The organism is Polaromonas sp. LjRoot131, from assembly GCF_964252805.1.
Taxonomy (GTDB): Bacteria; Pseudomonadota; Gammaproteobacteria; order Burkholderiales; family Burkholderiaceae_C; genus Polaromonas.
The window spans coordinates 141,117-165,202 of sequence record NZ_CAXUPF020000003.1; the positions used below are offsets into that span (position 1 = coordinate 141,117).

Annotated in this window: 23 protein-coding genes; 7 read left to right on the top strand and 16 right to left on the bottom strand. The window is 64.6% G+C overall.

Annotation, left to right across the window (positions count from 1 at the left end; translation table 11 throughout):
• Positions 1-323: 323 nt before the first annotated feature.
• The 6 genes from otsA to ACSQ27_RS15355 are packed head-to-tail and all read right to left on the bottom strand — an operon-like array spanning position 324 to position 6,786.
• Positions 324-1,706: an alpha,alpha-trehalose-phosphate synthase (UDP-forming) gene (otsA, locus tag ACSQ27_RS15330; protein WP_436156366.1), complete on the bottom strand. Its 1,383-nt coding sequence runs from the start codon at positions 1,704-1,706 to the stop codon at positions 324-326.
• Positions 1,703-3,562: a glycoside hydrolase family 15 protein gene (locus tag ACSQ27_RS15335; RefSeq protein ID WP_436156367.1), complete on the bottom strand. Its 1,860-nt coding sequence runs from the start codon at positions 3,560-3,562 to the stop codon at positions 1,703-1,705. Before ACSQ27_RS15335 ends, otsA begins: the two co-directional genes overlap by 4 nt.
• Positions 3,559-4,386 (bottom strand): trehalose-phosphatase, encoded by an 828-nt coding sequence (gene otsB, locus ACSQ27_RS15340; RefSeq protein WP_436156368.1) that lies wholly within the window; start codon positions 4,384-4,386, stop codon positions 3,559-3,561. The genes ACSQ27_RS15335 and otsB overlap by 4 nt, the downstream gene beginning before the upstream one ends.
• Positions 4,387-4,443: 57 nt before the next feature.
• Complete coding sequence (locus ACSQ27_RS15345; protein ID WP_436156369.1) at positions 4,444-5,739, bottom strand: multifunctional CCA addition/repair protein; 1,296 nt, start codon at positions 5,737-5,739, stop codon at positions 4,444-4,446.
• A 45-nt stretch (positions 5,740-5,784) separates the two neighbouring features.
• Entirely contained in the window at positions 5,785-6,090 is a 306-nt protein-coding gene (locus ACSQ27_RS15350) for an NIPSNAP family protein (protein ID WP_436156370.1), read from the bottom strand.
• A 12-nt stretch (positions 6,091-6,102) separates the two neighbouring features.
• Positions 6,103-6,786 (bottom strand): glutathione S-transferase family protein, encoded by a 684-nt coding sequence (locus ACSQ27_RS15355; RefSeq protein ID WP_436156371.1) that lies wholly within the window; start codon positions 6,784-6,786, stop codon positions 6,103-6,105.
• Positions 6,787-7,255: 469 nt separating this feature from the next.
• On the opposite strand from ACSQ27_RS15355, the gene ACSQ27_RS15360 reads away from it, so the two are divergent.
• Positions 7,256-7,999, top strand: coding sequence for a class I SAM-dependent methyltransferase (locus tag ACSQ27_RS15360; protein WP_436156372.1), 744 nt, complete (start codon positions 7,256-7,258; stop codon positions 7,997-7,999).
• Positions 8,000-8,017: 18 nt separating this feature from the next.
• Here ACSQ27_RS15360 and ACSQ27_RS15365 read toward each other — a convergent pair whose 3' ends face one another.
• The gene (locus tag ACSQ27_RS15365) at positions 8,018-8,974 is read right to left on the bottom strand and encodes a complex I NDUFA9 subunit family protein (RefSeq protein WP_436156373.1); all 957 of its coding nucleotides are present in this window, start codon (positions 8,972-8,974) and stop codon (positions 8,018-8,020) included.
• Positions 8,975-9,157: 183 nt separating this feature from the next.
• Here ACSQ27_RS15365 and ACSQ27_RS15370 point away from each other — a divergent pair, with 183 nt between their 5' ends.
• Positions 9,158-9,601, top strand: coding sequence for a hemerythrin domain-containing protein (locus tag ACSQ27_RS15370; protein WP_436156374.1), 444 nt, complete (start codon positions 9,158-9,160; stop codon positions 9,599-9,601).
• Between the two features lie 11 nt (positions 9,602-9,612).
• Here ACSQ27_RS15370 and ACSQ27_RS15375 read toward each other — a convergent pair whose 3' ends face one another.
• From ACSQ27_RS15375 to ACSQ27_RS15410, 8 genes are all read right to left on the bottom strand, one after another.
• Positions 9,613-10,164, bottom strand: a complete 552-nt coding sequence (locus ACSQ27_RS15375) for an MgtC/SapB family protein (protein WP_436156375.1) — start codon at positions 10,162-10,164, stop codon at positions 9,613-9,615.
• 90 nt (positions 10,165-10,254) lie between these two features.
• Positions 10,255-10,839: a YdeI/OmpD-associated family protein gene (locus ACSQ27_RS15380; protein ID WP_436156376.1), complete on the bottom strand. Its 585-nt coding sequence runs from the start codon at positions 10,837-10,839 to the stop codon at positions 10,255-10,257.
• Positions 10,840-11,088: 249 nt separating this feature from the next.
• Positions 11,089-12,264 carry an ABC transporter substrate-binding protein gene (locus ACSQ27_RS15385; protein ID WP_436156377.1) on the bottom strand — a complete coding sequence of 392 codons (1,176 nt, stop codon included), beginning with the start codon at positions 12,262-12,264 and terminating at the stop codon, positions 11,089-11,091.
• Between the two features lie 41 nt (positions 12,265-12,305).
• Positions 12,306-14,159: an AMP-dependent synthetase/ligase gene (locus ACSQ27_RS15390; RefSeq protein ID WP_436156378.1), complete on the bottom strand. Its 1,854-nt coding sequence runs from the start codon at positions 14,157-14,159 to the stop codon at positions 12,306-12,308.
• Positions 14,160-14,162: 3 nt separating this feature from the next.
• Positions 14,163-14,960 carry an ABC transporter ATP-binding protein gene (locus tag ACSQ27_RS15395; RefSeq protein ID WP_436156379.1) on the bottom strand — a complete coding sequence of 266 codons (798 nt, stop codon included), beginning with the start codon at positions 14,958-14,960 and terminating at the stop codon, positions 14,163-14,165.
• Positions 14,957-15,754 (bottom strand): ABC transporter ATP-binding protein, encoded by a 798-nt coding sequence (locus tag ACSQ27_RS15400; protein ID WP_436156380.1) that lies wholly within the window; start codon positions 15,752-15,754, stop codon positions 14,957-14,959. The genes ACSQ27_RS15395 and ACSQ27_RS15400 overlap by 4 nt, the downstream gene beginning before the upstream one ends.
• Positions 15,751-16,827: a branched-chain amino acid ABC transporter permease gene (locus tag ACSQ27_RS15405; protein WP_436156381.1), complete on the bottom strand. Its 1,077-nt coding sequence runs from the start codon at positions 16,825-16,827 to the stop codon at positions 15,751-15,753. The genes ACSQ27_RS15400 and ACSQ27_RS15405 overlap by 4 nt, the downstream gene beginning before the upstream one ends.
• A 7-nt stretch (positions 16,828-16,834) precedes the next feature.
• A complete protein-coding gene (locus ACSQ27_RS15410; protein WP_436156382.1) occupies positions 16,835-17,710 on the bottom strand; it encodes a branched-chain amino acid ABC transporter permease in 876 nt (291 codons plus the stop codon).
• A 109-nt stretch (positions 17,711-17,819) separates the two neighbouring features.
• Here ACSQ27_RS15410 and ACSQ27_RS15415 point away from each other — a divergent pair, with 109 nt between their 5' ends.
• From ACSQ27_RS15415 to ACSQ27_RS15425, 3 genes are read left to right on the top strand one after another with little or no spacing between them, the layout of a single operon-like run.
• Positions 17,820-19,205, top strand: coding sequence for an acyclic terpene utilization AtuA family protein (locus ACSQ27_RS15415; RefSeq protein WP_436156383.1), 1,386 nt, complete (start codon positions 17,820-17,822; stop codon positions 19,203-19,205).
• A complete protein-coding gene (locus ACSQ27_RS15420) occupies positions 19,202-19,576 on the top strand; it encodes an AtuA-related protein (RefSeq protein WP_436156384.1) in 375 nt (124 codons plus the stop codon). The genes ACSQ27_RS15415 and ACSQ27_RS15420 overlap by 4 nt, the downstream gene beginning before the upstream one ends.
• A complete protein-coding gene (locus ACSQ27_RS15425) occupies positions 19,573-20,370 on the top strand; it encodes a crotonase/enoyl-CoA hydratase family protein (protein ID WP_436156385.1) in 798 nt (265 codons plus the stop codon). Before ACSQ27_RS15420 ends, ACSQ27_RS15425 begins: the two co-directional genes overlap by 4 nt.
• Positions 20,371-20,373: 3 nt before the next feature.
• On the opposite strand, the gene ACSQ27_RS15430 is transcribed toward ACSQ27_RS15425, so the two are convergent.
• Positions 20,374-20,811 carry an acyl-CoA thioesterase gene (locus ACSQ27_RS15430; protein WP_436156386.1) on the bottom strand — a complete coding sequence of 146 codons (438 nt, stop codon included), beginning with the start codon at positions 20,809-20,811 and terminating at the stop codon, positions 20,374-20,376.
• A 48-nt stretch (positions 20,812-20,859) separates the two neighbouring features.
• Between ACSQ27_RS15430 and ACSQ27_RS15435 the strand changes: the two genes are divergently transcribed.
• The gene (locus ACSQ27_RS15435) at positions 20,860-22,707 is read left to right on the top strand and encodes an ABCB family ABC transporter ATP-binding protein/permease (RefSeq protein ID WP_436156387.1); all 1,848 of its coding nucleotides are present in this window, start codon (positions 20,860-20,862) and stop codon (positions 22,705-22,707) included.
• 371 nt (positions 22,708-23,078) lie between these two features.
• The gene (locus ACSQ27_RS15440) at positions 23,079-24,044 is read left to right on the top strand and encodes a LysR substrate-binding domain-containing protein (protein WP_436156388.1); all 966 of its coding nucleotides are present in this window, start codon (positions 23,079-23,081) and stop codon (positions 24,042-24,044) included.
• The last annotated feature ends 42 nt before the right edge of the window (positions 24,045-24,086 follow it).

Below are 24,086 nucleotides of genomic sequence, written 5' to 3' on the forward strand. Positions count from 1 at the left end.
TCCTTGTTTGTATTTGTCTTTTTGGTTCTTGGTATTTCTGTCTTCTGTCCCCGATCCCGATTGCCCCGTCCTGGCTGGGCCGAGGAGCGCAGAGACAAGCGGATCAGGGCCGGCGTTGTTTGAGCGAAGCGAGTTTAGCCGGACCCCGCTTGGCTCGAGCACCGCAGGTTGCCCGAAGCGAAGCGTAGGGACCCAGACTGCGGGTCGCCTTTTCTTTGGTGACTTTCTTTTGGCGAAGCAAAAGAAAGTTACTTGCCGCCGGGCAACCCCGGCCAGCAACCCTCAGAGGAGAGCGCAAAGGCCTGAGCAAGAACAGGCCTCAACTAAGCAGGCCCCTCATACCCGAGGGCATTAAGAAACTCCCTCCTCCACCAATGCACATCATGCTCACGAATGTTTTTAAGTAATTTCTGATGCCGAGCCTGCCGCTCCTCCAGCGGCATCTGCAGCGCACGCTGTATGGTGTCGGCGGTGCCGTCGATGTCGTAGGGGTTGACCAGCAGCGCGTCTTCCAACTGCTCGGCCGCGCCCGCAAAGCGCGACAGCACCAGCACTCCGGGGTCGGCCGGGTCCTGCGCGGCGATGAATTCCTTGGCCACCAGGTTCATGCCGTCGCGTAGCGGCGTGACCAGCGCCACGCGTGCCACGCGGTACAGGCCCGGCAGGCGCTTGCGCGCCACGTTGCGGTGGATGTAGCGTATCGGCATCCAGTCAAGTTCGCCGAAGTTGCCGTTGGTGGCACCGCACAGGCTTTCGAGTTCCTGCAGCAGGTCGGTGTAAGTGCCCATGTCTTCACGGCTGGGCGAGGCGATCTGGATCAGCGTGGCGCTGCGGATGTTTTCGGGGTATTTCTTCAGCAGGGTTTCAAACGTCTTCAGACGTTGCGGCAGGCCCTTGGAATAGTCGAGCCGCTCCACGCCCAGCAGCAGCTTGCGGCGCGAATACTCTTCTTTCATGCGCTCGTACATGTCGCGGGCGTCCTGCGCGTGCGTGAGCGCCGCGAACTCGTCCACGTCTATGCCTATGGGAAAGGCGCCCGCGCGCACGGTGCGGTGAAAGGCCCTGAAGCGGTTGCCGCCCAGCGCCACCGCGCCGGCCTCGGCCTGCACGTAGCGCGAGAAATGCAGCAAGTCGTTTTCGCTCTGGAAGCCCACCAGGTCGTAGGCGAACAAGGCGCGCATCAGCCACTCGTGCTGCGGAATGGCGGCCAGTATCTGCTGCGGCGGCAGCGGAATGTGCAGGAAAAAACCGATGCGGTTGTTGCAGCCCATGGCGCGCAGCTCGGCGGCCATGGGAATCAGGTGGTAGTCGTGGATCCAGATGATGTCGTCGGGCTGGAGCAGGGACATCAGCTTGTGCGCAAACAGCCGGTTCACGCGGCGGTAGGCCTCGATGAAACCGGTGTCGAAACGCGCCAGGTCCAGCCGGTAATGGAATACCGGCCACAACACGCCGTTGCTGTAGCCCAGGTAGTAGCCTGCATGGTCTTCGGCCGACAGGTCCACCGTCGCCAGCTTGACGTTGCCGGCCTGCTGCACGTGCAGCTCGCCTTCGCCGGCCGCGCCGCCTTCGATGACATTGCCGCTCCAGCCGAACCACAGGCCGCCCGTGGCGTTCAGCGAATCGCCGAGCGCTACGGCGAGACCGCCGGCAGCGGCCTTGCGCGGGTCGGCCACGCGGTTCGAGACGACCACAAGCCGACTCATACCTGGGATTCCCAGGGCGTGGACAACCTCACGGCCGCATTGATGATGCCGACCATCGAATAAGTCTGCGGAAAATTCCCCCACATTTCACCGGTCACGGGATGCGTGTCTTCCGACAGCAGGCCCACGTGGTTGCGTGCGGCCAGCATGGTGTTGAAGATCTCGCGGGCCTGCTCCTTGCGGCCTATGCGGGCCAGCGCGTCTATGCGCCAGAAGGTGCAGATGTTGAAGGCGGTTTCGGGCTTGCCGAAATCGTCAGGTGCCTCGTAGCGGCGCATATAAGGGCCGTCGCACAAATGGGTTTCCAGTGCATCTACCGTCGCGATGAAGCGCGGGTCTTTGGGGTCGATAAAACCCACTTCAATCATCAGCAGCACGCTGGCGTCGAGGTCGCGCCCGCCGAAGCTTTCGGCAAAGGACTGGCGTTCCTCGCTCCAGGATTCGCGCAGGATGCGTTCCTGCATCACCGCCGCGTGCTTGCGCCAGTAATCGGCGCGTTCCGGCAGCTTGAGCACCAGTGCGATCTTGGCCAGCCGGTCGCAGGCGGCCCAGCACATCAGGGCCGAGGAGGTGTGGATGCGCGCGCGTGTGCGCAACTCCCACATGCCGGCGTCGGGTTTGTCGTAGTTGTGCACGGCCTGCTCGCCGACGTCTTCAAGCCGCTTGAATTCGGCAATGCCCGCGCGGTGCAGCAGCCGGTGGTCGTGAAAGGATTGGGCCGCGCCCAGGATCACGTTGCCGTAGACGTCGTGCTGGAAGTGCTCCTGGGCCTGGTTGCCGACGCGCACCGGGCCCATGCCGCGGTAGCCGCCCAGGTGCACCATGATGGATTCGGGCAACTCGCGCTCCAGGCCTATGCCGTAGAGCGGCTGGATGTGTCCGCCCTTGGACTGCACCACCACGTTGCTGAGCCAGCGCAGGTAGTCCTCCATGGTGCCGACTTCCGACAGGCTGTTGAGCGCGCGCACCACAAAAAAAGCATCGCGCAGCCAGCAGTAGCGATAGTCCCAGTTGCGCTGGCTGCCGGGCGCTTCGGGAATGCTGGTGGTCATGGCCGCGACGATGGCGCCGGTGTCCTCGAACAGCGAGAGCTTGAGCGTGATGGCTGCGCGTATCACGGCCTCCTGCCACTCCAGTGGAATGTGCAGGCGCTGGCTCCACTTCTTCCAGTAGGAAATGGTTTCCTGCTCAAACAGGCGGGCCGTGTCGGCGACGCCGTCGGGCAGTGATTCGTCGGCGCCGAGCAAAAAATTGTGCTCGCGCGTCAGCACGAAGGGCTGCTTTGACAGAAGGTGCGAAATCGACGCATCGGTGTTCAGGCGCAGCGTGAGTTCGTCGCCCACGTAGCGCAGGTGGTTGCTGCCCTGGGTGATCAGGGGTTTGCGCCGGCCCCAGTCGAAGCGGATGTCCAGCACCACGCGTATGCGCGGCGCGCCGTGGATGGGCTTGACGCGGCGCACCAGCGTCATGGGCCTGAAAAAGCGCGAGCGGCTGAAAAAGCGAGGCGCGAAGTCTGTGATCTCTATGCCCTGGCCCTGCTTGTCGAACAGCTGGGTGCGCAGCACGGCGGTATTGGGTTCGTACCACTGCCTGGCTTCGGCGAAGTCCTCGATCTCGATGGCGAAGGCACTCGATTGCGAGTCTTGTACACCGGGGTGGGTCGCGTCGTCCGGCGCGGGCTGCGGCTCGAGCAGGGCGTTGAACACCGGGTCGCTGTCAAAGCGCGGCAGGCAGCACCAGACGATGCGGCCGCGCGCGTCGATCAGCGCACTGAACCCGCAGTTGCCGATCACGCCCATGGCCAGGGATGGCTTGGCGGGCGGCTCAAAGTGCAGGGAATCGGCGGCGACGCTCATGGACGGCTTTCTGGCGTGGCAGTTGGTGCATCGTCGGTCTCCCGGGACCTGCCGTCGAAGGCCGCGTGCAGCCATTCGCGCAGCGCGTCGGGTGATGCGCAGCGGTGGCGCGCGACGGTGGCGCCTTCGCCAACCTTGATACCTTCGCCGCCCATGGCCTGGACGGCGGCGAAGCCGGCTTCGTCGGTGGTGTCATCGCCGGCGAACAGCGGCAGGCGGCCGGAAAACGGTGCTTCGCCCATAAAAGCCCTGATCGCCAAACCCTTGCTGACGTTGGCGGGCTTGACTTCAAAAACGAATTTGCCGTGCAGCAGTTCGACACCTGGCGTTTGGTCCGCGGCCTCCTGCATCAGCTGCAGGCACAGCGATTCCAGTTCAGGGGCGTGGCGGTAATGCAGCGCAACGGCCGCCAGCTTGATCTCGACGCGCAGCCCGTCGTGGTGGGCCGCGAACTCGGTGGCGCGGCGCGCAAGTTCGCTCAGGTCCGGCTCGGCCAGGCTGGCGATGCGGCCATGGACATCACGGCGCTGCGCGCCGTGCTCGGTGGCCAGCGGAAGTTGCAAGGGCGAAAGAAAACCGTCCAGGTCGGCCAGTCGGCGGCCCGAGACAATCGCCAGCGCGCCGCCAAGCTGGCCCGAAAGCCTGAGCAGGGCCGGGATGACGCCCGACACCAGACGAACCGCGTCGGGCTCGGGCGCCAGGTCGGCCAGGGTTCCGTCAAAGTCGAGGAAGAGGGCGGTTTGCGGGCCTATGGCCGGCAAGGACCCAGGAAGCGGCAAGCGCGATGAAGCCGAGGACGGCGATGGGGAAGGTGATAAATGCATCGCCATTTACCTTAGCAGGAGCCCATCCGTGCCGCTGTAGGCCGGTTTCGCTTTTTCTCACATAGGGGCGGGCGGCGGCGACCCTGCCGCGGTGCCGGGGAGGCTGTCCTGCACCGCTTTGATGCGTGCCTTGCGGATGGCATCGCCCACCTGCTTGCCGTCGCGACCCTGCGCCTGCGCCGCCAGCGCCAGCGGCTGTGTTTCCACCGCCTGGGCCGCGGCCAGGGCCTTGAGCAGGTGCGTGCGTTGCGGGTAGGGTGAGTCCTGCAGGCCCAGGCGGCCGCGGGCGTCGCATTCGCAGGCCAGCAGGATGTCGGCAAAGCGCCGGGGCTTGCGAAACGCATCGCAGCGCTCCAGCAGGCGCACGGTGGAGGCGGCGTTCAGGGCTTCGCTGCGGTGGACGTTGCCGTGTTCGCGCGCCACCACGTCGGCGGTTTCGCGGCAGTCCACCGGCACCCGCAGGCGTTCGCACACGTCTTTGAGCAGCCGGGCGCTGCGCTCTTCATGGCCGATGTGGCGCGGCAGGACGTCGGCCGGCGTGGTGCCCTTGCCGAGGTCGTGGCACAGGCAGGCAAAACGCGCGGCCAGGGGCGCCTTGAGCTGCGCCGACATGTCCAGCACCATCATCAGGTGGATGCCGGTGTCGACCTCGGGGTGGTGGCTGGCGGGTTGGGGCACGCCCCAGAGGCGCGCCACCTCGGGCAGCAGTTTGTCCAGCGCGCCGCTGGCCCGCAGCACCTCGAACATGCGCGAGGGTTTGTCCTCCATGAGCCCCCGCGCAAGCTCCTGCCACACGCGTTCGGGCACCAGCGCGTCGGCTTCGCCGGCGGCCACCATGCCTTGCATCAGCGCCAGGGTCTCGGGCGCGACTGAAAAATCGGGAAAGCGGGCAGCAAAACGGGCCAGTCGCAGGATGCGCACCGGGTCTTCTCGGAAAGCATCGGTCACGTGGCGAAGGACTTTGGCCTGGATGTCTTTTTGCCCGCCGAAGGGGTCTATCAGCGCTGAGAAGTCGGGCTCGAATGTGCCGGGTGCGCCGTCGCCGCGGGCGGGCGCCGCGATGGCATTGATGGTCAGGTCGCGCCGCGCCAGGTCCTGCTCCAGCGTCACGTCGGGTTCGGCATGCACCGCAAAACCGCGGTAGCCGCGCGCGGTCTTGCGCTCGGTGCGGGCCAGCGCGTACTCTTCGCGGGTCTCGGGGTGCAGGAAGACGGGGAAGTCCTTGCCCACGGGCAGGTAGCCCTGGGCGGCCAGTTCTTCGGGCGTGGCTCCCACGACCACCCAGTCGTGGTCCTGCACCGGCAAGCCCAGCAAGGCATCGCGCACCGCGCCACCGACCATGTAAATCTGCATCCAGGCAGTTTAGCGGCTAGTGGCTGGGTACACCGGGCCAGCAACTTAGGAGAAAACCGGCCGGAAGAAGCTGCGCTCGTAGCTGATGATGCAGCCCGTGGTTTCGGCGTACTTGAACGCCGCCAGGCAATCCTGGTCCGAAAACGAACGCTGGCGGTAGCTCTCGTAGGCCGCCAGGCTGTCGAAGGTGAACAGGGCCAGTGCGATGTTGTTGGCGCCTTCACTGGGCATGAAGTAGCCGTGGTGCCGGCCGCCGAATTTTTCGACCAGCGGGATCCACAGCTTGCCGTAGTGCTCGAACTCCTTGAGTTTTGCGGTGTTGAGCACGTAGCGCAGATAAATCGTGACCATGCGGCCTCCTGTTCAGCGCTTGACGCGGTAGGGCTCTTCGAACTCGCGGAAATCGTTTTCGGCGAGCGCATCGTCTATCCAGGCCTTGACGCCGGGCAGGGCGACCACACGCTGCATGTAGGCACCGATGGCCGGCGGCACGGGCAGGGCATAACGGCTCAGGCGCATGCAGACGGGTGCAAAAAATGCGTCAGCGATGCTGAACTCGCCGAACAGCATCGGCCCCTTGTGTTGCTCCAGCAGCTCGGTCCACATCTCGACGATGCGCTGCACGTCGGCGCGCACGGCCGATTTGTCGCGCCAGATCAGCTGGCCCATGTCCGACAGGTCGGCCTCGATGTTCATGGGGCAGGCCGAACGCAGCGCGCCGAAGCCGCTGTGCATCTCAGCGCAGACGCTGCGCGCCCGGGCGCGCGCCTTCACGTCCTGCGGCCAGAGCTTTTTCTCGGGGAAGCGTTCGGCCAGGTATTCGGCGATGGCCAGCGTGTCCCACACCACAAAACCGCCGTCGTCCAGCGCCGGCACCCGGCCGGTCGGGTTCACGCCGCCGATTTTTTCCTTGAAGCTCGAGTTGGCGTCGAAGGAGTCGAAGCGCAGCTTGATTTCTTCAAAGGGAATGCCGGCCTGCTTGAGCAGCACCCAGGGGCGCATGGACCAGGAGGAGTAGTTTTTATTGCCGATGTAGAGCTTGAGCATGGGGTCCCCGTCCGCTGGTGATGATGGTGAAGGTCAAAATGAAACGACTTGCGATGCTACCGCCCCGCCGGCGCGCCATTGATGCAAAAAAACCGAAAAATTGATGCCTTATCCTCCCACCCCCGTCCAGGCTCACTGCGTGTAGCCTGTTCCCCCCTCGAGGGGGCGGCGCCTGCGATCTGGCGAAGCCGGTCCCGCGGCCCCTGCTGGGATGGCACTGGGTGCGGCAGCTGATGCCGGGGAAAAGGCTTTTGTCTGGCGAAATCACGCTACAGTAAGCGCACCGTCAACACCGCCAGCAGCCTGCTGCGCCGGTAAAAAATGAGGTTGAACCATGATTCTGGGTGATGTACTGCGCGCGCTGCTGGGTGGCTTGTTCCGGCGGCGCCGCGGGGGCTCCTCCCCAAAACAGGCCGTTTCCGGCCCGCTTCCCTTTCTTCCGAAGTACTCAGCACCTGAAAAAGGCAAAGTGCCCAGCTTCTTTTTCCCCATTTTCTGGGGTACGACTGACGACCGTGCGGTGACCGAAAGCATGAAGGCTGTGACCCAGAAGCTGGAGGGCGGCTATTACTTCGCCGACAACCTGCTGACCTGGGTGCGCAACCTGTCCATGTTCGATGACGGCCCCTTCCTGGAGGCGTGGAAAGACAATGTCGAGAGCGATTCCGACAAAGCCATCGTATGGCGGCGCTATGTGCTGGCTTGTGCGGCCTACCATTGCGTGCAACTGGACGGGGATTTCGTTGAATGCGGCGCCTACACCGGGGTGGGCGTCAAAACAGTCATCGACTACCTCGGAGGCCCCGCGTTCCCGAAGACCTTCTGGTGCTACGACCTCTTCGAGCATGACGGCAACATGCTCAACCATGCCATGCCGGAACACGGCGAAGGCCTGTATGCGCGTGTCTGCGAAAAATTCATGCCCTATCCCCAGGTCCAGGTCATGAGGGGAAAAATCCCCGACGTGTTTGCGAGCGGTTGCCCGGAGCGCATTGCCTACCTGCACATCGACCTGAACCAGGCGCCTGCCGAGATCGCGGCACTGGAGCATTTGTTCGATCGCATGGTCCCGGGCGGCATCCTGATCCTCGACGACTATGAATGGTCCGGTGCCTACCGCGGGCAGAAACTCGCCGAGGACGCCTGGTTCGACGAGCGGCAATACCGCGTGATGCCGCTCCCCACGGGCCAGGGCCTGGTCATCAAGCGCTAGCCTTCGGGGTATGCGCCCTTAAAACCTTCCCGCCGTCTTGCGCTTGGCCGTCAGCCCGCTGCGCAGGCCCTGTTCGCCCAGGTAGGAAGGCCCTACGGCTTCCAGCGATGCCGGCTGTATGCCCAGCGCCTGCAGGCCGGGCAGCTTGCCGGTGGCCACGTTGTCGCTGGCCATGGCGTCGAGGTTGTCGCGGCTGAGCATCGGTTCGCCGGGCGCCAGTTCCATGAGCCGTGCCTGCAGGCGGCCCAGCGCGGCGGGCAGCGCGATCACCGGCCGGCCCTTGCCGCCGTTCACGCCGGCGTAGCGGCCCGCCAGTTCCACAAGCTGGCGCAGAGTGAACACCCCGGGCCCGCAGGCTTCGTAAATCTGCCCCACGGTGTCGGCATCCTGCAGGCAGTGCACGATGGCCTGCGCCACGTCCTCCACCCACACGGGCTGCAAACGCGCATTGGCGGCAGCCAGCGGAATCACCGGGAACATCCGTTGCAGCCGCGCGAAGGTGTTGAGGAATTTGTCTTCGGCGCCGAAGATGACGCTGGGCCGCAGCACGGTCACGTCCAGCCCGGTGCTGAGCATCACGGCCTCGCCGCGCGCCTTGCTGCGCTGGTACATGGACGGCGAGCCGGGCGAAGCGCCCAGCGCGCTGATGTGGACGATGCGTCGCAGGCCGCTGGCTTCGCAGGCGCGGGCCAGCTCCAGCGGCAGCTGCACATGCGCCTTGTCGAAGGCGGCCTGCGAGCCGTTCAGGATGGCGACCAGGTTGACGACGGCGTCGTGGCCTGCCAGCAGCGGCGCCAGCGAACTGCTGTCGTGGGCGTCGGCTTCGACCACATCGACCAGCGGCAGCATCTGCAGGTGGCGTGCGTTACTTTGCCGCCGCGTGACGACGGTGACGCGGCACTGGCGCTGCGCCAGTTTTTCACAGACATGGCGCCCGACAAAGCCGGTGCCGCCCAGGAGCAGGATTTTGTTCATAGGCCCCTAATTTAGCGCTTTTGCCGCGGGTCGCTGCCGGTGAAATGTTCCGAAAGCCCTTGCGAGGCCGGAGTGAAGGCGGAGTGCGGGTTGGCGGCTATCAACTTGATAGCGCTGGAGGCCCTCCGTGGAATCCGGTCTTGGCCTACACGTGGCGGCCGGCGCTGTCCGCATACTTTCCGGATGAATATCTTTGAAGCACTGAGAACCAGCCACGACACCCAGCGAGCCCTGGCCGACCACCTGATCAAGACACAAGGCGACAGCCCGGACCGGGATTCCCTGTTCAAGGAACTCAGGCGCGAGCTGGCGGCGCACGCGGCGGCTGAAGAGCGATTTTTTTATGTCCCGCTGATCGCGCACGACATGACGCAGGAGCCTTCGCGGCACGGCATCGCGGAACACCACCAGATGGACAAGCTGGTGGAAACGCTGGCGAACACCGACTTCAGCTCGCCGGGCTGGCTGGCCACCGCGAAGGAGCTGCACCACAAGATCCACCATCACCTCGAGGACGAGGAGCAGGGCATTTTCCAGCTCGCGGGCAAGGTGCTGAGCGAGGCCGAGAAGCTCTCGCTGGCCAAGGGCTACGAGGGTGAATTCGTTTCTCAGCGCACTAAAGACTGAGCAGGCCCGGCTTATGGCTTGTCCGTGTGGGTGCCTTCATCCGGCTTGAGCAGCGGCTCGGGTTTTTCCACCAGCCGCACCAGCCTCGGCACCACCGCCAGAATTCCCAGCGCCAGCAAGGTGCTCAGGACCGCCGTCGCTTCGCGACCCATGCCGGCCGCCACGCCTATGGCCGCGGTCAGCCAGATGCCGGCGGCGGTCGTCAGGCCTTTGACCTGTTCTTCGTCGTCGCTGTGGCCCTTGATGTGGCCTTTGAGGATGGCGCCCGCGCCCAGGAAGCCAACACCGGCGACGATGCCTTGAATCACACGGCTCAGGTCGGCGCTCAGCATGCCGGTTTGCGCCGACACCAGCACAAACATCGCGGCGCCCATGGCCACCAGCATGTGGGTGCGCACACCGGCGGCCTTGCCCTTTTGTTCACGCTCTATGCCGAGCAGGCCGCCCAGCAAGGCCGCCAGCACCAGGCGCAGCATGACGCGGGTGGCTTGCTCGGCGTCGGGTAAATCCGAGAACTCCGAGGCGATGGTTTCGCCGATTTGCTGCCACCAGCTGGACGCCATGCGGGCTCCTTTTCACTTGTTCAGTTTGTGGACGGGGCTTGCCAATGTACCTTCTCCGCTCCACCGCGTCAGCAGAAGCCCCGCCTGCCCTCAGGGATGGATTTTTTCCTCGCGCTGCAGCATGCCGAAAAAAAGCACGAGCCGGCGTTCGCGTGTTTCGGCTTTCTTGGCGGTCTGCAGCCTGAACAGGATGGCGAAGCGGTTGCGCGAGTCGAGCGACTCAAAGAACGCCCTGGCCTTGGGCTTCTTGGCCAGCAGGGCCGCCAGGTCGTCGGGCACGGTGATCTTGCTTTGCCCGTCGTAGGCCGCGTCCCAGCGGCCGTCGGCTTTGGCGCGCTCGACCTCGGCCAGGCCCGCGGGCTGCATACGGCCTGATGCGATCAGCGCCATGGCCTTGTCGCAGTTGATCTTGGACCAGGTGCTGCGCGCGCGGCGCGGCGTGAACTTCTGCAGGAAGAACTGCGCATCCAGTGCGTTGCGCTGGCCGTCTATCCAGCCTTGGCAGAGGGCCTCTTCCAGCGCCTCGGCATGGGTGGTGGAGGCGATGCCCGAATCCTTCTTGGCGATCTGCAGCCAGATGCCGGGGCTGCTGGCATGGTGCTTTTTCAGCCAGGTGGCCCAGCTCTTCGTGGTTTTACAGTGCAGCGTGTCCAGGGTGTCGGGTGAGGCGGGCATGCGGCATTGTGCCGGGCGCGCCCTCCAGCGGCAAGGCCAGGGCCACGCTGAACAAGTCCCGCGCGCGCTGCGCATCCCTGCCTGGGGCGGTCTGCGGCGTTGCAAATCCTCGCCATAGCTACGGCTATGGACTGCGGTTTGCGCCTTGCATCCCATCCCCATGCAGGGCGCGCCGCATCGCGGGGACTTATTGAGCGTCGCCATAAAAAAACCGCCCGGAGGCGGTTTTCAAACGTCGCTGGGCAACGCTCAGTGCGTGATGTAGTCCGACACCACTTTCCAGCGCGCATCCTGCAACTGCGACAGGCGCGACTGGTTGTTGCCCAGGCGTTTTTGCGGGCCGAACTTGGCTTCGGAGCTGCCGAAAATGTCGGCCGGGATCACCATGGTGTCCATGGCCTTGATGAAGCTGTCGGTCGACAGGCTGGCGCCGGCTTTCTGCGAGGCGCGTATGAAGCTGTCTATCACCGTGTAGCCGTAGACGGAGAACACCGTCGGGTCTTCGTTAAAGGCGGTCTTGTACTTGTTGGCCCAGAAGCGGATCGGCTGCGAAGCCTCGTCCAGGTAGGGGTTTTGTACCGTCATGGTCGCGTAGAGGCCGTCCATGGCTTTCCCGCCCAGCTTGTGGATCAGGTCGGTGTAGGCCGCGCTGGAGCCCAGGAAGACCGGGTTGTAGCCCAGCTTGCGCGCCGTGCCTATGCCGCCTATGGTTTCACGGATGATGGTGCCCAGCACCACCAGGTCGCATTCGGAGGCCTTGAGCTTGGCGACCTGTGACGAGAAGTCGGTGGCGCCGCGCTTGAAGGAAGTTTTTTCGACCATGGTCATGCCGATGGTCTTGAGGCCGTCGTCCGCGCCACGCTGTACTTCCAGGCCGAACTCGTCGTCCTGGTACATGGAGCAGACCTTCTTGGCGTTCTTTTCCTTGACCAGCTTGGGCACGGCGGCCTTCATCTGGTCGTAGTAAGTGGCGGCAAAGGAATACTTGAGCTTGTGGAAGGGCTCGTACATCTCGCGGGCGGCCGTCACCGGGAAGAAGTTGATGACGTTTTTCTCGAACTGCACCGGCATGGCGGCCAGGTTCTGCGCCGTGCCCAGGTGGCCCACCATGGCGAAGATCTTGTCCTGGTTGACCAGCTTTTGCGCCGCCAGCACCGCTTTCTTGGGGTCGTAGCCCGAGTCCTCGACGATGAGCTTGATCTTGCGGCCGTTGATGCCACCCTGCTCGTTGAGCTCGTCGACGCGCAAGGTCATGCCGTTGCGTATCTGCTTGCCGAAGCCCGCCAGCGGCCCCGACAGGTCCTGGATGGAGCCCAGCGTGATTTCGGTCTTGCCGACGCCCTGGCTTTGCGCCCACGCAGGCGCGGCCGACAGGGCGGCGGCGCAGGCCAGCGCGGAAAGGGCGGTGCTTGATGTCAGTTTCATGGTTTGTCTCCTTAAGGTTTTTATCCACTCAGTCCAGGTGATCAGTACATGGCCTCGATGTGCGGGGCGTATTTTTGTTCTACGAGCTTGCGCTTGAGCTTCATGGTCGGCGTGAGTTCTTCGTCTTCCGCCGTGAGCTGCGTGTCGAGCAGGAAAAATTTCTTGATCTGCTCGACCCGCGCAAACTTCTTGTTGACCCGGTCGATTTCCGACTGGATCAATTCTTGCACTTCGGCCGCCCGCGTCAAGCTGGCGTAATTACTGAAGGGTATGTCCGCATCCTGGGCGAATTTCTCGACGTTTTCCTGGTCGATCATGATGATGCAGGTGAGGTAGGGACGCTTGTCGCCTATGACCACCGCGTCGGTGACGTAGGGCGAAAACTTGAGCTCGTTCTCGAGCTCGCTGGGTGTGACGTTCTTGCCGCCGGCCGTGATGATGATGTCCTTCATCCGGTCGGTGATCCTGAAATAGCCTTCCTCGTCCACCACGCCCACGTCGCCGGTGTGCAGCCAGCCCTCCGTGTCGATGGTTTCGGCCGTCTTTTCGGGCTGGTTCAGGTAGCCCATGAAGACGTTGGGGCCGCGCACCAGGATTTCGCCGGTGGCCGGGTCCAGGCGCATCTCGTTGTAGCCGGCGGCCGGGCCTATGGAGCCGGGTTTCATACGGCTGGCCGGCACGCCGCTGGCGGCGCCGCAGGTTTCCGTCATGCCCCAGACTTCGAGCATGGGCACGCCCAGTGCCATGTACCACTTGACGAGATCCGGCGAAATCGGCGCCGCGCCCGTGACGCAAAAGCGCGCGCGGTGTATGCCGATCAGCTTGCGCGTGTTGTTGAGCGCCAGCCAGCGCGCCAGCGTGAACTGGAGCTTGAGCGCGGCGCCGACGGGCCGGCCCGCCAGCACGGTGTCGGCGATGCGCATGCCCACGCTTATGCTCCAGGCATAGGCGGCCTGCTGCAGCCAGCTGGCTTCCTTGAGTGCGATCATCACGCCGGAATAGAACTTTTCCCACACGCGCGGCACGGCGGTGAACACCGTGGGCGCGATCTCGCGCACGTTCTCGGGAATGGTCTCGGGGTTTTCCACGAAGTTGAGTTTGGCCCCGGCGTACAGCGAAAAATACTCGCCGCCCATGCGTTCGGCGATGTGGCACAGCGGCAAAAAACACATGCGTTCGTCGTTTTCATCCTGCGCCACCAGCGTGTTGTAGCCGCGTGCGGTGAACACCAGCCCGTGCTGGCTGTGCATGGCGCCCTTGGGTTTGCCGGTGGTGCCCGAGGTGTAGACCAGGATGGCCAGGTCCTCGGGCCGGCACGCGGCGGCGCGCTCCTTGACTGCATCGGGATGTCCGGCCAGGTAGCCGCGGCCCAGCGCGCGCAGCGCGTCCAGGCTCATCACGCCCGGGTCGTCCAGTTCGCGCAGGCCTTCCATGTCGAACACGATCACCTGGCGCAGCAGCGGCAGTTGCGGCCGCACTTCCAGCGCCTTGTCGAGCTGTTCGTCGTCCTCGACGAAGAGCAACGTGGTGCGCGAGTCTTCGCAGAGGTAATGCACCTGCGAGGCGGCGTCGGTCGGGTAGATGCCGCTGCAGACGCCGCCGCAGCTCAGCACGGCGATGTCGGCCAGCACCCAGTCGATGATGGTGTTGGAGAGGATGGAGGCGCACTCGCCGCGCGCAAAGCCCAGGCTCAGCAGGCCGGCCGCGATCTCGCGCACCGCATCGCCGGTCTGGGTCCAGCTCCAGCTGCGCCAGATGCCCAGCTTCTTCTGGCGCATCCAGGTCTTGCCGCCGCGCCGTTCCACCGCGTTCCAGAACACGGCGGGAATGGTGTCGCCCGGCATGACGATGGCATGCTCGGGCTGGATATGGCTGAGGTCCCAGAGATTGCTCATTTTCTATCTCCAGGTCTTTTTCTTCTTCCAGCGCCGCTCGCCGCGCACGCCGTCCTCTTTCATGCCGAGGTAGAACTCCTTGATGTCGTCCTTCTCGCGCAGCCGGGCGCAGGTGTCTTCCATCACAATGCGGCCGTTCTCGAGCACATAACCGTAGTCGGAGGCGTTAAGCGCCATGTTGGCGTTCTGCTCGACCAGCAAAATCGTGGTGCCGCGTTCGCGGTTGATGCGCACCACGATTTCAAAAATTTCCTTGGTGAGCTTGGGCGACAGGCCCAGGCTGGGTTCGTCGAGCAGGATCAGGTCGGGCGAGGCCATCAGCGCGCGCGAGATCGCCAGCATCTGCTGCTGGCCTCCCGACAGCAGGCCGGCATCCTGCAGCGCGCGCTCCTTCAGGATGGGAAAGTAGCCGTAGACCGCTTCCATGTCCAGCGCCACGCCGTCGCGGTCCTTGCGGGTGTAGGCGCCCATCAGCAGGTTGTCGCGCACGCTGAGCAGCGGGAACACCTCGCGACCCTCGGGCACATGGCTCAGGCCCTGCTGCACGATGAAAGCCGGGTCCTGCGCCGTGATGTCCTGGCCCTTGAAGTCGATGGAGCCCTTGCGCGGGTCCAGGATGCCCGAGATGGTCTTGAGGATGGTGGACTTGCCCGCGCCGTTGGAGCCCAGTACGGTAGCGATCTCGCTGCGCCGCACCTGCAGGCTCACACCGCGTATGGCCTTGATCGGGCCGTAGGCGCTCTCGACGTTGAGCAGCTTCAACACCGGCTGGTCGCTGACGGGAGGCGGCGCCGCGCTCATGCTGCTCTCCTGAGTGATGAGACTTCATCGACCGACCCGAGGTAAGCCTCGATCACACCGGGGTCGTTCTGCACCTCGCGCGGCGTGCCCACGGCCAGCACTTCGCCCTGGTTCATGGCCAGCACACGGTCGGAGACGCGCGAGACCAGGGACATGTCGTGTTCAACCATCAGCACGGTGATGCCAAGCTCGTGCTGGATGTCCTGTATCCAGAAGGCCATGTCGCCGGTTTCCTCCACGTTGAGGCCGGAAGACGGTTCGTCGAGCAGCAGCAGCCGGGGTTCGGTGCACAACGCGCGCGCCAGCTCCACCACCTTGCGCACGCCGTAGGGTAGTCCCGCCACCATGGAGTCGCGGTGGTGCTGCAGGTCGAGGAAGTCGATCACCTGCTCGGCCTTTTCGCGCGCCTTGAGTTCGGCCTCGCGCGCCTTGGCGGTGAAAAAGAGGTCGTGCAGCAGGCCGGTCTGCCGGTGCGTGTGCCGGCCTATCAGCAGGTTGTGCAGCACGGTGGCATGCTCGAACAGCTCGATGTTCTGGAAGGTGCGCGCGATGCCCAGCGCGGCGATTTTGTGCGGCGGCTGGGCCGTGAGCTTTTCGCCGCGGTATTCAATCTCACCGCTGGTCGGCGTGTAGATACGGCTGATCAGGTTGAACACCGTGGTCTTGCCCGCGCCGTTGGGGCCTATCAGCGTGAAGACCTCGCCCTCTTTCACGTCAAAGCTGACCTTGTTGACGGCCAGCACGCCGCCGAAGCGCACGCTGAGGTTTTTCGCGGAGAGGAGTGTCGTGCTCATTTGAGTCGATCCGACTTCTGGAAGGATTTCTGCCGCTTGAACAGGCCCTTGCGGTAGAAGGGAAAGAGCTGGAAGTAGGTGCGGATCTTGAGCCAGCGGCCATAGAGCCCCATTGGCTCGAACAGCACAAAGGCAATCAGCACGATGCCGTAAACGGCCGCCTGCAGGCCGGGCGCCTGGCCTATGGCAGCGGGCAGGTAGTCCTTGCTGAGGGCGATCACCTGAGGCATCGAGATCAGGAAGATGGCGCCCAGGAAGGCACCGTGCACCGAACCTACGCCGCCGATGACGATCATCAGCAGCAGGTCTATGGACTGCAGGATGTTGAACTGGTCGGGCGAGATGAACTGCAGCTTGTGCGCATACAGGGCGCCGGCAACGCCGGCCAGCGCCGCCGACAGCGCGAAGGACAGCGTCTTGTAGCGCGCCAGGTGTATGCCCATGCTCTGCGCGGAGATCTCGGAATCACGTATCGCCACAAAGGCCCGGCCCGTGGGTGAGCGCAACAGGTTGAGGATGGCCAACGTGGAAACCACGGTGATGACGAGGCAGAGGAAATAAAAGGACTCGCCGCTGGCCAGCTTCCAGCCGAACATGTCGGGGACCTTGATGTGGATGCCGGCATTGCCGCCGGTCACGCTTTCCCAGCGCGCGAACACCTCTTCGACGATGAAACCAAAGGACAGTGTGGCCATGCCCAGGTAGATGCCTTTGACGCGCAGCGCCGGCAGGCCCACGACCAGGCCCACCGCGGCCGAGAGCCCGGCGGCGCAGGCCAGCGCGATGGGGAAGGGCAGGCCCGCGTTCGTCAGCACGGCCTGGGTGTAGGCGCCCACGCCCAGGAAGGCCGCATGGCCCAGCGAGAACAGGCCGGTGAAACCCGCCAGCAGCATCAGGCCCAGGCCGGCAATCGCGTAAATCATCACAAAGGTCAGCTGCGCAAGCCAGTATTCGGCGACCAGCCAGGGCGCGGCCAGCAGCAGGAGCATGAGCGTGCCGTACCAGAACACATGGCCTGGGTGTTTGGCGAGGTTGAGGTCCTGGCCGTAATCAGTCTTGAAGATAAAGCGCATGTATTGGTTAAACCTTTTTGCGCAGTTTTTCACCGAACAGGCCGCTGGGCTTGACCATCAGCATGATGAGCACCACCACATACGCGGCGATGTCCTTGAAACCGTCAGGCAGGTAAAAGCCAGAGAACGATTCGACCAGGCCGATGACCAGCCCGCCGACGATGGCCCCCGGCAGGCTGCCGAAGCCGCCGACCACCGCGGCCGGAAAGGCCTTGAGCCCGATGAAACCCATATTGGCGTGCACAAAGGTGATGGGCGCCAGCAGCAGGCCGGCAATCGCCGCCACGGCGGAGGCCAGGCCCCAGACCAGGCCGTTGAGTCGCTTGACCGGAATGCCCATGTAATAGGCGGCCAGCTGGTTTTGCGAGGACGCCTGCATGGCGATGCCCAGCTTGCTGTACCTGAAGAGCGCGAACAGCGCCAGGCACAGCACCGCCGTGCTGGCGATGATGGCGACCTGCTCGACGTTGATGACCAGCGTGCCGGCGGTCCAGATCTGGTCTTTGTAGGGCACCGGCAGCACGTAAGTTTCGGTGCCTATGCCGGGAATCATGGTGATGAGGCCGCGCGCCGTGTAGCCCACGCCTATGGTCAGCATGACGATGGAAAAAGCGGGCTGGCCGAGGATGGGGCGTATCACGAGGCGCTCGAGCAGCATGCCGAACAGCGCCATGCCGGCAATCGCGCTGAGTACGGCCAGCCAGAACGGAAAACCCAGCAGCGTCATGCAGGCCAGGCCGACGAAGGCGCCCAGCATCATCAGCTCACCCTGTGCAAAACTGACCGTCTCGGTGGCTTTGTAGATCAGGACAAAACCCAGCGCGATCAATCCGTAGATGCAGCCTTGGGCGATGCCGCTGATGAGCAGCTGCAGGAATTGCACGTAGCGGTCTCCCCTGTGATGAGACTTGGTTATAGCTGTCACCTAGAGGTCTGTCGCTAGGGGTTGTTCCGAATACGTGTCGCCTTGGCGATCAAGCGTAATCCCTTACATGAGACGAAATGTCCGGATAGGCGCAGGCCTCGGTTTCTACGGTGATGCCTGGGCGCCGGTGGCGGCGAGCATTGAGCGCGGCGGGGTGCACTACATCGCGAGCGACCACCTCGCGGAGCTGACGCTGGCCATCCTGCAAAAAGACCGGCAGCGCGATGCATCGCTGGGTTATGCGCGCGACGTGGTGCCCATGCTGATGACGCTCTGGCCGCTGATGCAAACGCGCGGCGTCAAATTCATCTGCAATGCCGGAGGGCTCAACCCCGCAGGCGCGGCCGCCGCTTTGCGCGCGGCGTTCGCAGCCAAGGGCTGGAAGGCGCGCATCGCGGTAGTCAGCGGTGATGACGTGCTGCCGCGGCTGGCGGCGCTGGCGCCGCCGCACCTGTTCAACGCCCAGCCCTTCGAGACCGTGCGGGATCTCATGGTGTTCGCCAATGCCTACCTGGGTGCGCGGCCCATCGTGTCGGCGCTGCAGCAGGGCGCCGATATCGTCGTCACCGGGCGCGTGGCCGACGCGGCGCTGTTCCTCGCACCGCTGGTGCATGAATTCGGCTGGAAGCTCGAGGACGCCGCCACGCAGCCCGCGCTGGACCGGCTGGCCCAGGGCCTGGCGGTGGGGCACTTGCTCGAATGTTCGGGCCAGGGCAGCGGCGGCAACTTCGGCAGCCAAGGGGCCTGGAAGGCTATTCCCGACCTGGCCCATATCGGCTATCCGATTGCCGAAGTTAGCGAAGACGGCGCTGCGCTGATCACCAAGGCGCCGGGGACCGGCGGGCGCATCAACTTTGACACGGTGCGCCAGCAACTGCTCTATGAAGTGCACGATCCCACACGCTATGTCTCGCCCGACGTGGTGCTGGACCTGTCGGAGGTGAACCTCGAAGACCTGGGCCACGACCAGGTGCGCATGACGGGCGCGCGCGGCCATCCGCGGCCCGCGCAGCTCAAGCTGGTGGGCGGCTTTCGCGACGGCTACAAGGCTGAAGTCACCTGGGGCTTCAGCTGGCCCGATGCGTACGACAAGGCGCAGGCGGCGGTTTCCATGGTGAAGGCCCAGCTGGCCGACAAGCGCATGCCGCATGACGAGTTCTTCGTCGAGTTCCCGGGGCTCAACTCGGCGCACGGCCCGCTGGCGCCCCTGCCCGCGCCCGAAGCGCTGGCCGAACTCAACGAGGTCTGGGTGCGCATGGTGGTGCGCACGCAGGACAAGGCGATGGCCGACGGTTTCGGCCGGCTGTTTCCTTGGATGGCGTTGAGCGGCCCGGCCTACAGCTGCGGCTTTCACGGCCTGAACAACAGCAGCGAACTGCTGGGCATCTGGCCCGCACTGCTGGACCGGCAGGCGGTCGAGGCCGGGGTGCAGGTGGAGGTACTGAGCTCATGAAAGTGCAACTCGTGAAGCTCGCGCATGCGCGCAGCGGCGACAAGGCCGACTGGGTGGACTTCGGCCTGTTTGCCTGGAACGAGGCGGGTTATCGCCTGATGGAACGCGAAGTCACGGCCGAGCGTGTGCAGGCGCACTTCGCGCCCTGGCTGCCCGGCACGGTGCAATGCTGGACCCTGCCCAACATCCTGGCGCTCAAGCTGGTGCTGCAAGGGGCGCTGCAGGGCGGCGGGGCGCGCAACCTGCGCATGGACAACCTCGGCAAGGCCATGGCGGCGGCCTTGCTGCGCATGGAGATCGAAGTCAGCGCCGCCGAGTTCGCCGAGGCCGGCGCCGCGCCGCGTGTCGGCTGGTGGCCGGAGGCACCGTGAGCATCCATGTTTTGAAGCAAGGGCAGGTCACCGTGATCACGCTGGACCGGCCCGAGGTGCGCAACGCGGTCGATGCCGTGACGGCGCGTGCGTTGCATGAAGCTTTTGTCGCCTTTGATGAAGATGAGGATGCGCATGTGGCGGTGTTCCACGGCGCGCACGGCCATTTCTGCGCAGGCTGGGATTTACAGGCCGGCGCCCGGCTGGCCGCGCAAGCCGGCGGTGAGCAGGTTGTGGATCGGCTCGACTTTTCGCCCGGCGATAAAAACCCGCCGGGGCCCATGGGGCCGTCCCGGCTGCTGCTGTCCAAGCCGGTGATTGCCGCCGTCAGCGGCGCGGCGGTGGCCGGCGGCATGGAACTGGCGCTGTGGTGCGACATGCGCGTGATGGAGGAAGACGCCTATTTCGGCGTGTACTGCCGGCGTTTCGGCGTGCCGCTGATCGACGGCGGCACGGTGCGCCTGCCGCGGCTGGTCGGCATGGGCCGTGCGATGGACCTGATCCTGACCGGGCGCAAGGTGGAGGCGGCTGAAGCCTTGCAAATCGGTCTGGCCAACCGTGTCGTACCCAAAGGCGGCGCGCGCGATGCCGCGGTGGCGCTGGCACAGCAGCTCAGCCGCTTTCCGCAGGCCACGATGCGGGCCGACCGGCTCAGCGCCTACCGGCAATGGGATCTGGGATGGGAGGAGGCGCTGCACCAGGAATGGGAGCGCGGAAAACAGCGCCTGCCCGATGCCTTTGCCGGCGCCGCGCGCTTTGCGGGCGGGCAGGGCCGGCACGGCGAGTTTGAGTAGGCCTCAGGGCTTGGCAATTTTTCGCGGCTTCCCGAAATCGTCGATCGCCACGTAGGTCAGGCTGGCCTCGGTGACCTTGATGTAGCGGCCCTGGGCGCGGAAGCGTTCGGCGTAGACCTCGACCTGGACCGTGATGGAGGTGGTACCTATACGTGTCACGCCGGCGAAAAACGACAGGATGTCGCCCACGCGCACCGGCTGCTTGAAGATGAACTGGTTGACCGCCACCGTGGCCAGCCGGCCGTCGACGTGGCGGGCCGGCACCACGGAGCCGGCCAGGTCGACCTGGGCCATGACCCAGCCGCCGAAGATGTCGCCGTTGGCATTGCAGTCGGCCGGCATGGGGATGACCTTGAGCACCAGCTCCTTGTCGGTGGGCAGATGGACGTTCAGGGCGTCTTCGGCGTGAATGTCCGTAGGGGCGCTTGATTCGGTAGACATAGGCACAATCTGAAAAAGTTATTACAACAACCCTCACGATTGTCCCTCATGCGCTCCCGAGCTTCCGCCGCCGATTCTTCCCTTGCCGTGCCCGCCACGCCCGTGCCGGGCGCCGGCAAGGCGCCGGCGCCCCCGCGCTCCGACCTGGACACCCTCAAACGCCTTTTCCCCTACCTGTGGGACTACAAATGGCGCGTGCTGGCGGCGTTGAGCTTCATGGTGGGCGCCAAGCTGGCCAATGTCGGCGTTCCGCTGCTGCTGAAAAACCTGGTCGACGCGATGAACTTCAAGCCCGGCGACGCACAGGCCGTGCTGGTGGTGCCGGTGGCACTGCTGCTGGCTTACGGGCTGCTGCGCCTGTCGACCACGCTGTTCACCGAACTGCGCGAACTGGTGTTTGCCAAGGCCACCGAGGGCGCGGCGCGGCGGATTTCGCTGGAGGTGTTCCGCCACCTGCACGCGCTGAGCCTGCGCTTTCACCTGGAGCGGCAGACCGGCGGCATGACGCGCGACATCGAGCGCGGCACGCGCGGCGTGCATTCGCTGATTTCGTATTCGCTCTACAGCATCATCCCGACGCTGATTGAAGTCACGCTGGTGCTGACCCTGCTGGCCGTCAAGTTTGACGTCTGGTTCGCCGGTATTACCGGCATCGCGCTGGTGTTCTACATTTTCTTCACCGTCACGGTGACCGAATGGCGCACGCAGTTCCGCAAGACCATGAACGAGCTGGACTCGTCGGCCCACAGCCGCGCCATCGATTCGCTGCTCAACTACGAGACCGTCAAGTACTTCAACAATGAGGAGTTCGAGGCCGCCCGCTACGACGAAAACCTGCTGCGCTACCGGCGCGCCGCCATCAAGAGCCAGAACACCCTGAGCCTGCTCAACGCCGGGCAGCAGCTGATCATCGCCATCGGGCTGGTGGCCATGCTGTGGCGCGCCACGCAGGGCGTGGTCGACGGCCACATGACGCTGGGTGACCTGGTAATGGTCAACGCCTTCATGATCCAGCTCTACATCCCGCTGGGTTTCCTGGGCGTGATCTACCGCGAAATCAAGCAAAGCCTCACCGACCTCGACAAGATGTTCGCGCTGATGGAAAAAGAGCGTGAAATCGCCGATTTGCCCGGGGCCAAAGCCCTGGTCATCGGTGAATCGCCGGCAGTGCGTTTTGAGAATGTGAACTTCGCCTACGACCCGGCGCGCCCCATCCTGCACAACGTGAGCTTCGAGATCCCGCCGGGCAAGACCGTGGCGGTGGTCGGTTCCTCGGGGGCCGGCAAGTCCACGCTGGCGCGGCTGCTCTACCGTTTTTACGACGTGCAGCAGGGCCGCATTACCATCGCCGGCCAGGACATCAAGCAGGTCACGCAGTCCAGCGTACGCCAGGCGATTGGCATCGTCCCGCAGGACACGGTGCTGTTCAACGACACGGTGGAATACAACATCGCCTACGGCAAGCCGGGCGCCACCCACGAAGAGGTGGAGGAAGCCGCGCGTTCGGCCCGCATCCACGGCTTCATCGCCTCCACGCCGCTGGGTTACCAGACCATGGTGGGCGAGCGCGGGCTGAAACTCTCGGGTGGCGAGAAGCAGCGCGTGGCGATCGCCCGCACCCTGCTGAAGAACCCGCCGGTGGTGATTTTTGACGAGGCCACCTCGGCGCTGGACTCGGCCAACGAGCGCGCCATCCAGACCGAACTGCGCGCTGCCGCACAGAACAAGACCACCCTGGTGATCGCGCACCGCCTGTCCACCGTGGTCGACGCGCACGAGATCCTGGTGATGGACGGTGGGCGCATCGTTGAGCGCGGAACGCATGCGCAGCTGCTCGAGACCGAAGGCGCGTATGCGCGCATGTGGGCGCTGCAGCAGAGTTCGCCCGAGGCTTGAGCAGCGCATCGCGAGCAAGTTTGTATTCCTGAGGACATTTCGAGGACGGTATTTACAGCGAATGCCGCTCCATCGTCCTGCCATGGGAATCCCCGTAGGTCAAAATGCTTCACGGCCTCGCATAATCAGGAGACCCAGCGGCCACGGTTGACCGCTGGATCGCCTTTTTGGAGCCTGCATGAGCACTCACGCCAGTCAATTTGAACGCTTCCGACCTGGAGTTGAGAGCGCTACGCCCCCGATTGAGCCGCCCTGGCGCACGCCGGCGGCGTTGCTCCTCCTTGCAGGCATGTGCCTGCTGCCTCGTCGCGCCTTGCCGGCGCACGCCATGACGGCCCACTCGGGCGCGTCCAACCGCGGTCGCTAGGTCTATGGAAACCAAATGGCTGGAAGATTTCGTCAGTCTGGCTGAAACCCGCAGTTTCAGCCGCTCTGCCCAACTGCGTCACGTCACCCAGCCGGCGTTTTCGCGCCGCATCCAGGCGCTGGAGGCCTGGGCCGGCACCGACCTGGTCGATCGCAGTTCCTACCCCACGCGCCTGACGCCTGCGGGCGAAACCCTGTACAGCCAGTCGCTGGAAATGCTGCAGGGCCTGCAGTCCACCCGTGCCATGCTGCGCGGCCACACTTCAGCCGGGCAGGACGTCATCGAATTCGCCGTGCCGCACACGCTGGCTTTCACTTTTTTCCCGGCCTGGGTCAGCAGCCTGCGCGAGAAGTTCGGTCCCATCAAAAGCCGGCTGATCGCGCTCAATGTGCACGACGCGGTGCTGCGCCTGGTGGAAGGCAGCTGCGACCTGCTGATCGCCTACCACCATGACTCCCAGCCTTTCCAGCTGGACCCGGACCGTTACGAAATGGTGTCGCTGGGCCAGGAAGTGCTGGCGCCTTTCGTACGGGCCACGGCCGCGGGCGACCCCGAGTACAGCCTGCCGGGGCGGCCCGGCCAGCCCCTGCCTTACCTGGGCTACGCGCCCGGCGCCTACCTGGGCCGCATGGTGGACATGATCCTCAAGCAGTCCAGCACCGCAATCCACCTGGACCGCGTTTATGAGACCGACATGGCCGAAGGGCTCAAGGCCATGGCCCTGGAAGGCCACGGCATCGCGTTTTTGCCGCTCAGCGCCGTCAGAAAGGAGCTGCGGGCCAAAAAACTCGTGAGCGCCGGCGGCAACCTGGAGATGACCATGGACGTGCGCGTCTACCGCGAGCGGCCGACCTCCAAGGATTCCGCCAAAAGCCATGCCCAGGCCCTGTGGAGCTACCTGCAGGCGCAGACCAACAAGGAAAAGATCGCCTCGCGGGGAGGTGCGGCCCCGGCCGCGCGACAGGGCTAGGCAGGTGCACTAGTAGTAACCCTAAGTGGTTATAAGAAAAAT

Bases quoted from the DNA above. Each gene is read 5' to 3' on its own strand.
- otsA (WP_436156366.1), bottom strand. From the start codon at position 1,706: ATGAGTCGGCTTGTGGTCGTCTCGAACCGCGTGGCCGACCCGCGCAAG.
- ACSQ27_RS15335 (WP_436156367.1), bottom strand. From the start codon at position 3,562: ATGAGCGTCGCCGCCGATTCCCTGCACTTTGAGCCGCCCGCCAAGCCA.
- otsB (WP_436156368.1), bottom strand. From the start codon at position 4,386: ATGCATTTATCACCTTCCCCATCGCCGTCCTCGGCTTCATCGCGCTTG.
- ACSQ27_RS15345 (WP_436156369.1), bottom strand. From the start codon at position 5,739: ATGCAGATTTACATGGTCGGTGGCGCGGTGCGCGATGCCTTGCTGGGC.
- ACSQ27_RS15350 (WP_436156370.1), bottom strand. From the start codon at position 6,090: ATGGTCACGATTTATCTGCGCTACGTGCTCAACACCGCAAAACTCAAG.
- ACSQ27_RS15355 (WP_436156371.1), bottom strand. From the start codon at position 6,786: ATGCTCAAGCTCTACATCGGCAATAAAAACTACTCCTCCTGGTCCATG.
- ACSQ27_RS15365 (WP_436156373.1), bottom strand. From the start codon at position 8,974: ATGAACAAAATCCTGCTCCTGGGCGGCACCGGCTTTGTCGGGCGCCAT.
- ACSQ27_RS15370 (WP_436156374.1), top strand. From the start codon at position 9,158: ATGAATATCTTTGAAGCACTGAGAACCAGCCACGACACCCAGCGAGCC.
- ACSQ27_RS15375 (WP_436156375.1), bottom strand. From the start codon at position 10,164: ATGGCGTCCAGCTGGTGGCAGCAAATCGGCGAAACCATCGCCTCGGAG.
- ACSQ27_RS15380 (WP_436156376.1), bottom strand. From the start codon at position 10,839: ATGCCCGCCTCACCCGACACCCTGGACACGCTGCACTGTAAAACCACG.
- ACSQ27_RS15385 (WP_436156377.1), bottom strand. From the start codon at position 12,264: ATGAAACTGACATCAAGCACCGCCCTTTCCGCGCTGGCCTGCGCCGCC.
- ACSQ27_RS15390 (WP_436156378.1), bottom strand. From the start codon at position 14,159: ATGAGCAATCTCTGGGACCTCAGCCATATCCAGCCCGAGCATGCCATC.
- ACSQ27_RS15395 (WP_436156379.1), bottom strand. From the start codon at position 14,960: ATGAGCGCGGCGCCGCCTCCCGTCAGCGACCAGCCGGTGTTGAAGCTG.
- ACSQ27_RS15400 (WP_436156380.1), bottom strand. From the start codon at position 15,754: ATGAGCACGACACTCCTCTCCGCGAAAAACCTCAGCGTGCGCTTCGGC.
- ACSQ27_RS15405 (WP_436156381.1), bottom strand. From the start codon at position 16,827: ATGCGCTTTATCTTCAAGACTGATTACGGCCAGGACCTCAACCTCGCC.
- ACSQ27_RS15415 (WP_436156383.1), top strand. From the start codon at position 17,820: ATGAGACGAAATGTCCGGATAGGCGCAGGCCTCGGTTTCTACGGTGAT.
- ACSQ27_RS15420 (WP_436156384.1), top strand. From the start codon at position 19,202: ATGAAAGTGCAACTCGTGAAGCTCGCGCATGCGCGCAGCGGCGACAAG.
- ACSQ27_RS15430 (WP_436156386.1), bottom strand. From the start codon at position 20,811: ATGTCTACCGAATCAAGCGCCCCTACGGACATTCACGCCGAAGACGCC.
- ACSQ27_RS15435 (WP_436156387.1), top strand. From the start codon at position 20,860: ATGCGCTCCCGAGCTTCCGCCGCCGATTCTTCCCTTGCCGTGCCCGCC.
- ACSQ27_RS15440 (WP_436156388.1), top strand. From the start codon at position 23,079: ATGGAAACCAAATGGCTGGAAGATTTCGTCAGTCTGGCTGAAACCCGC.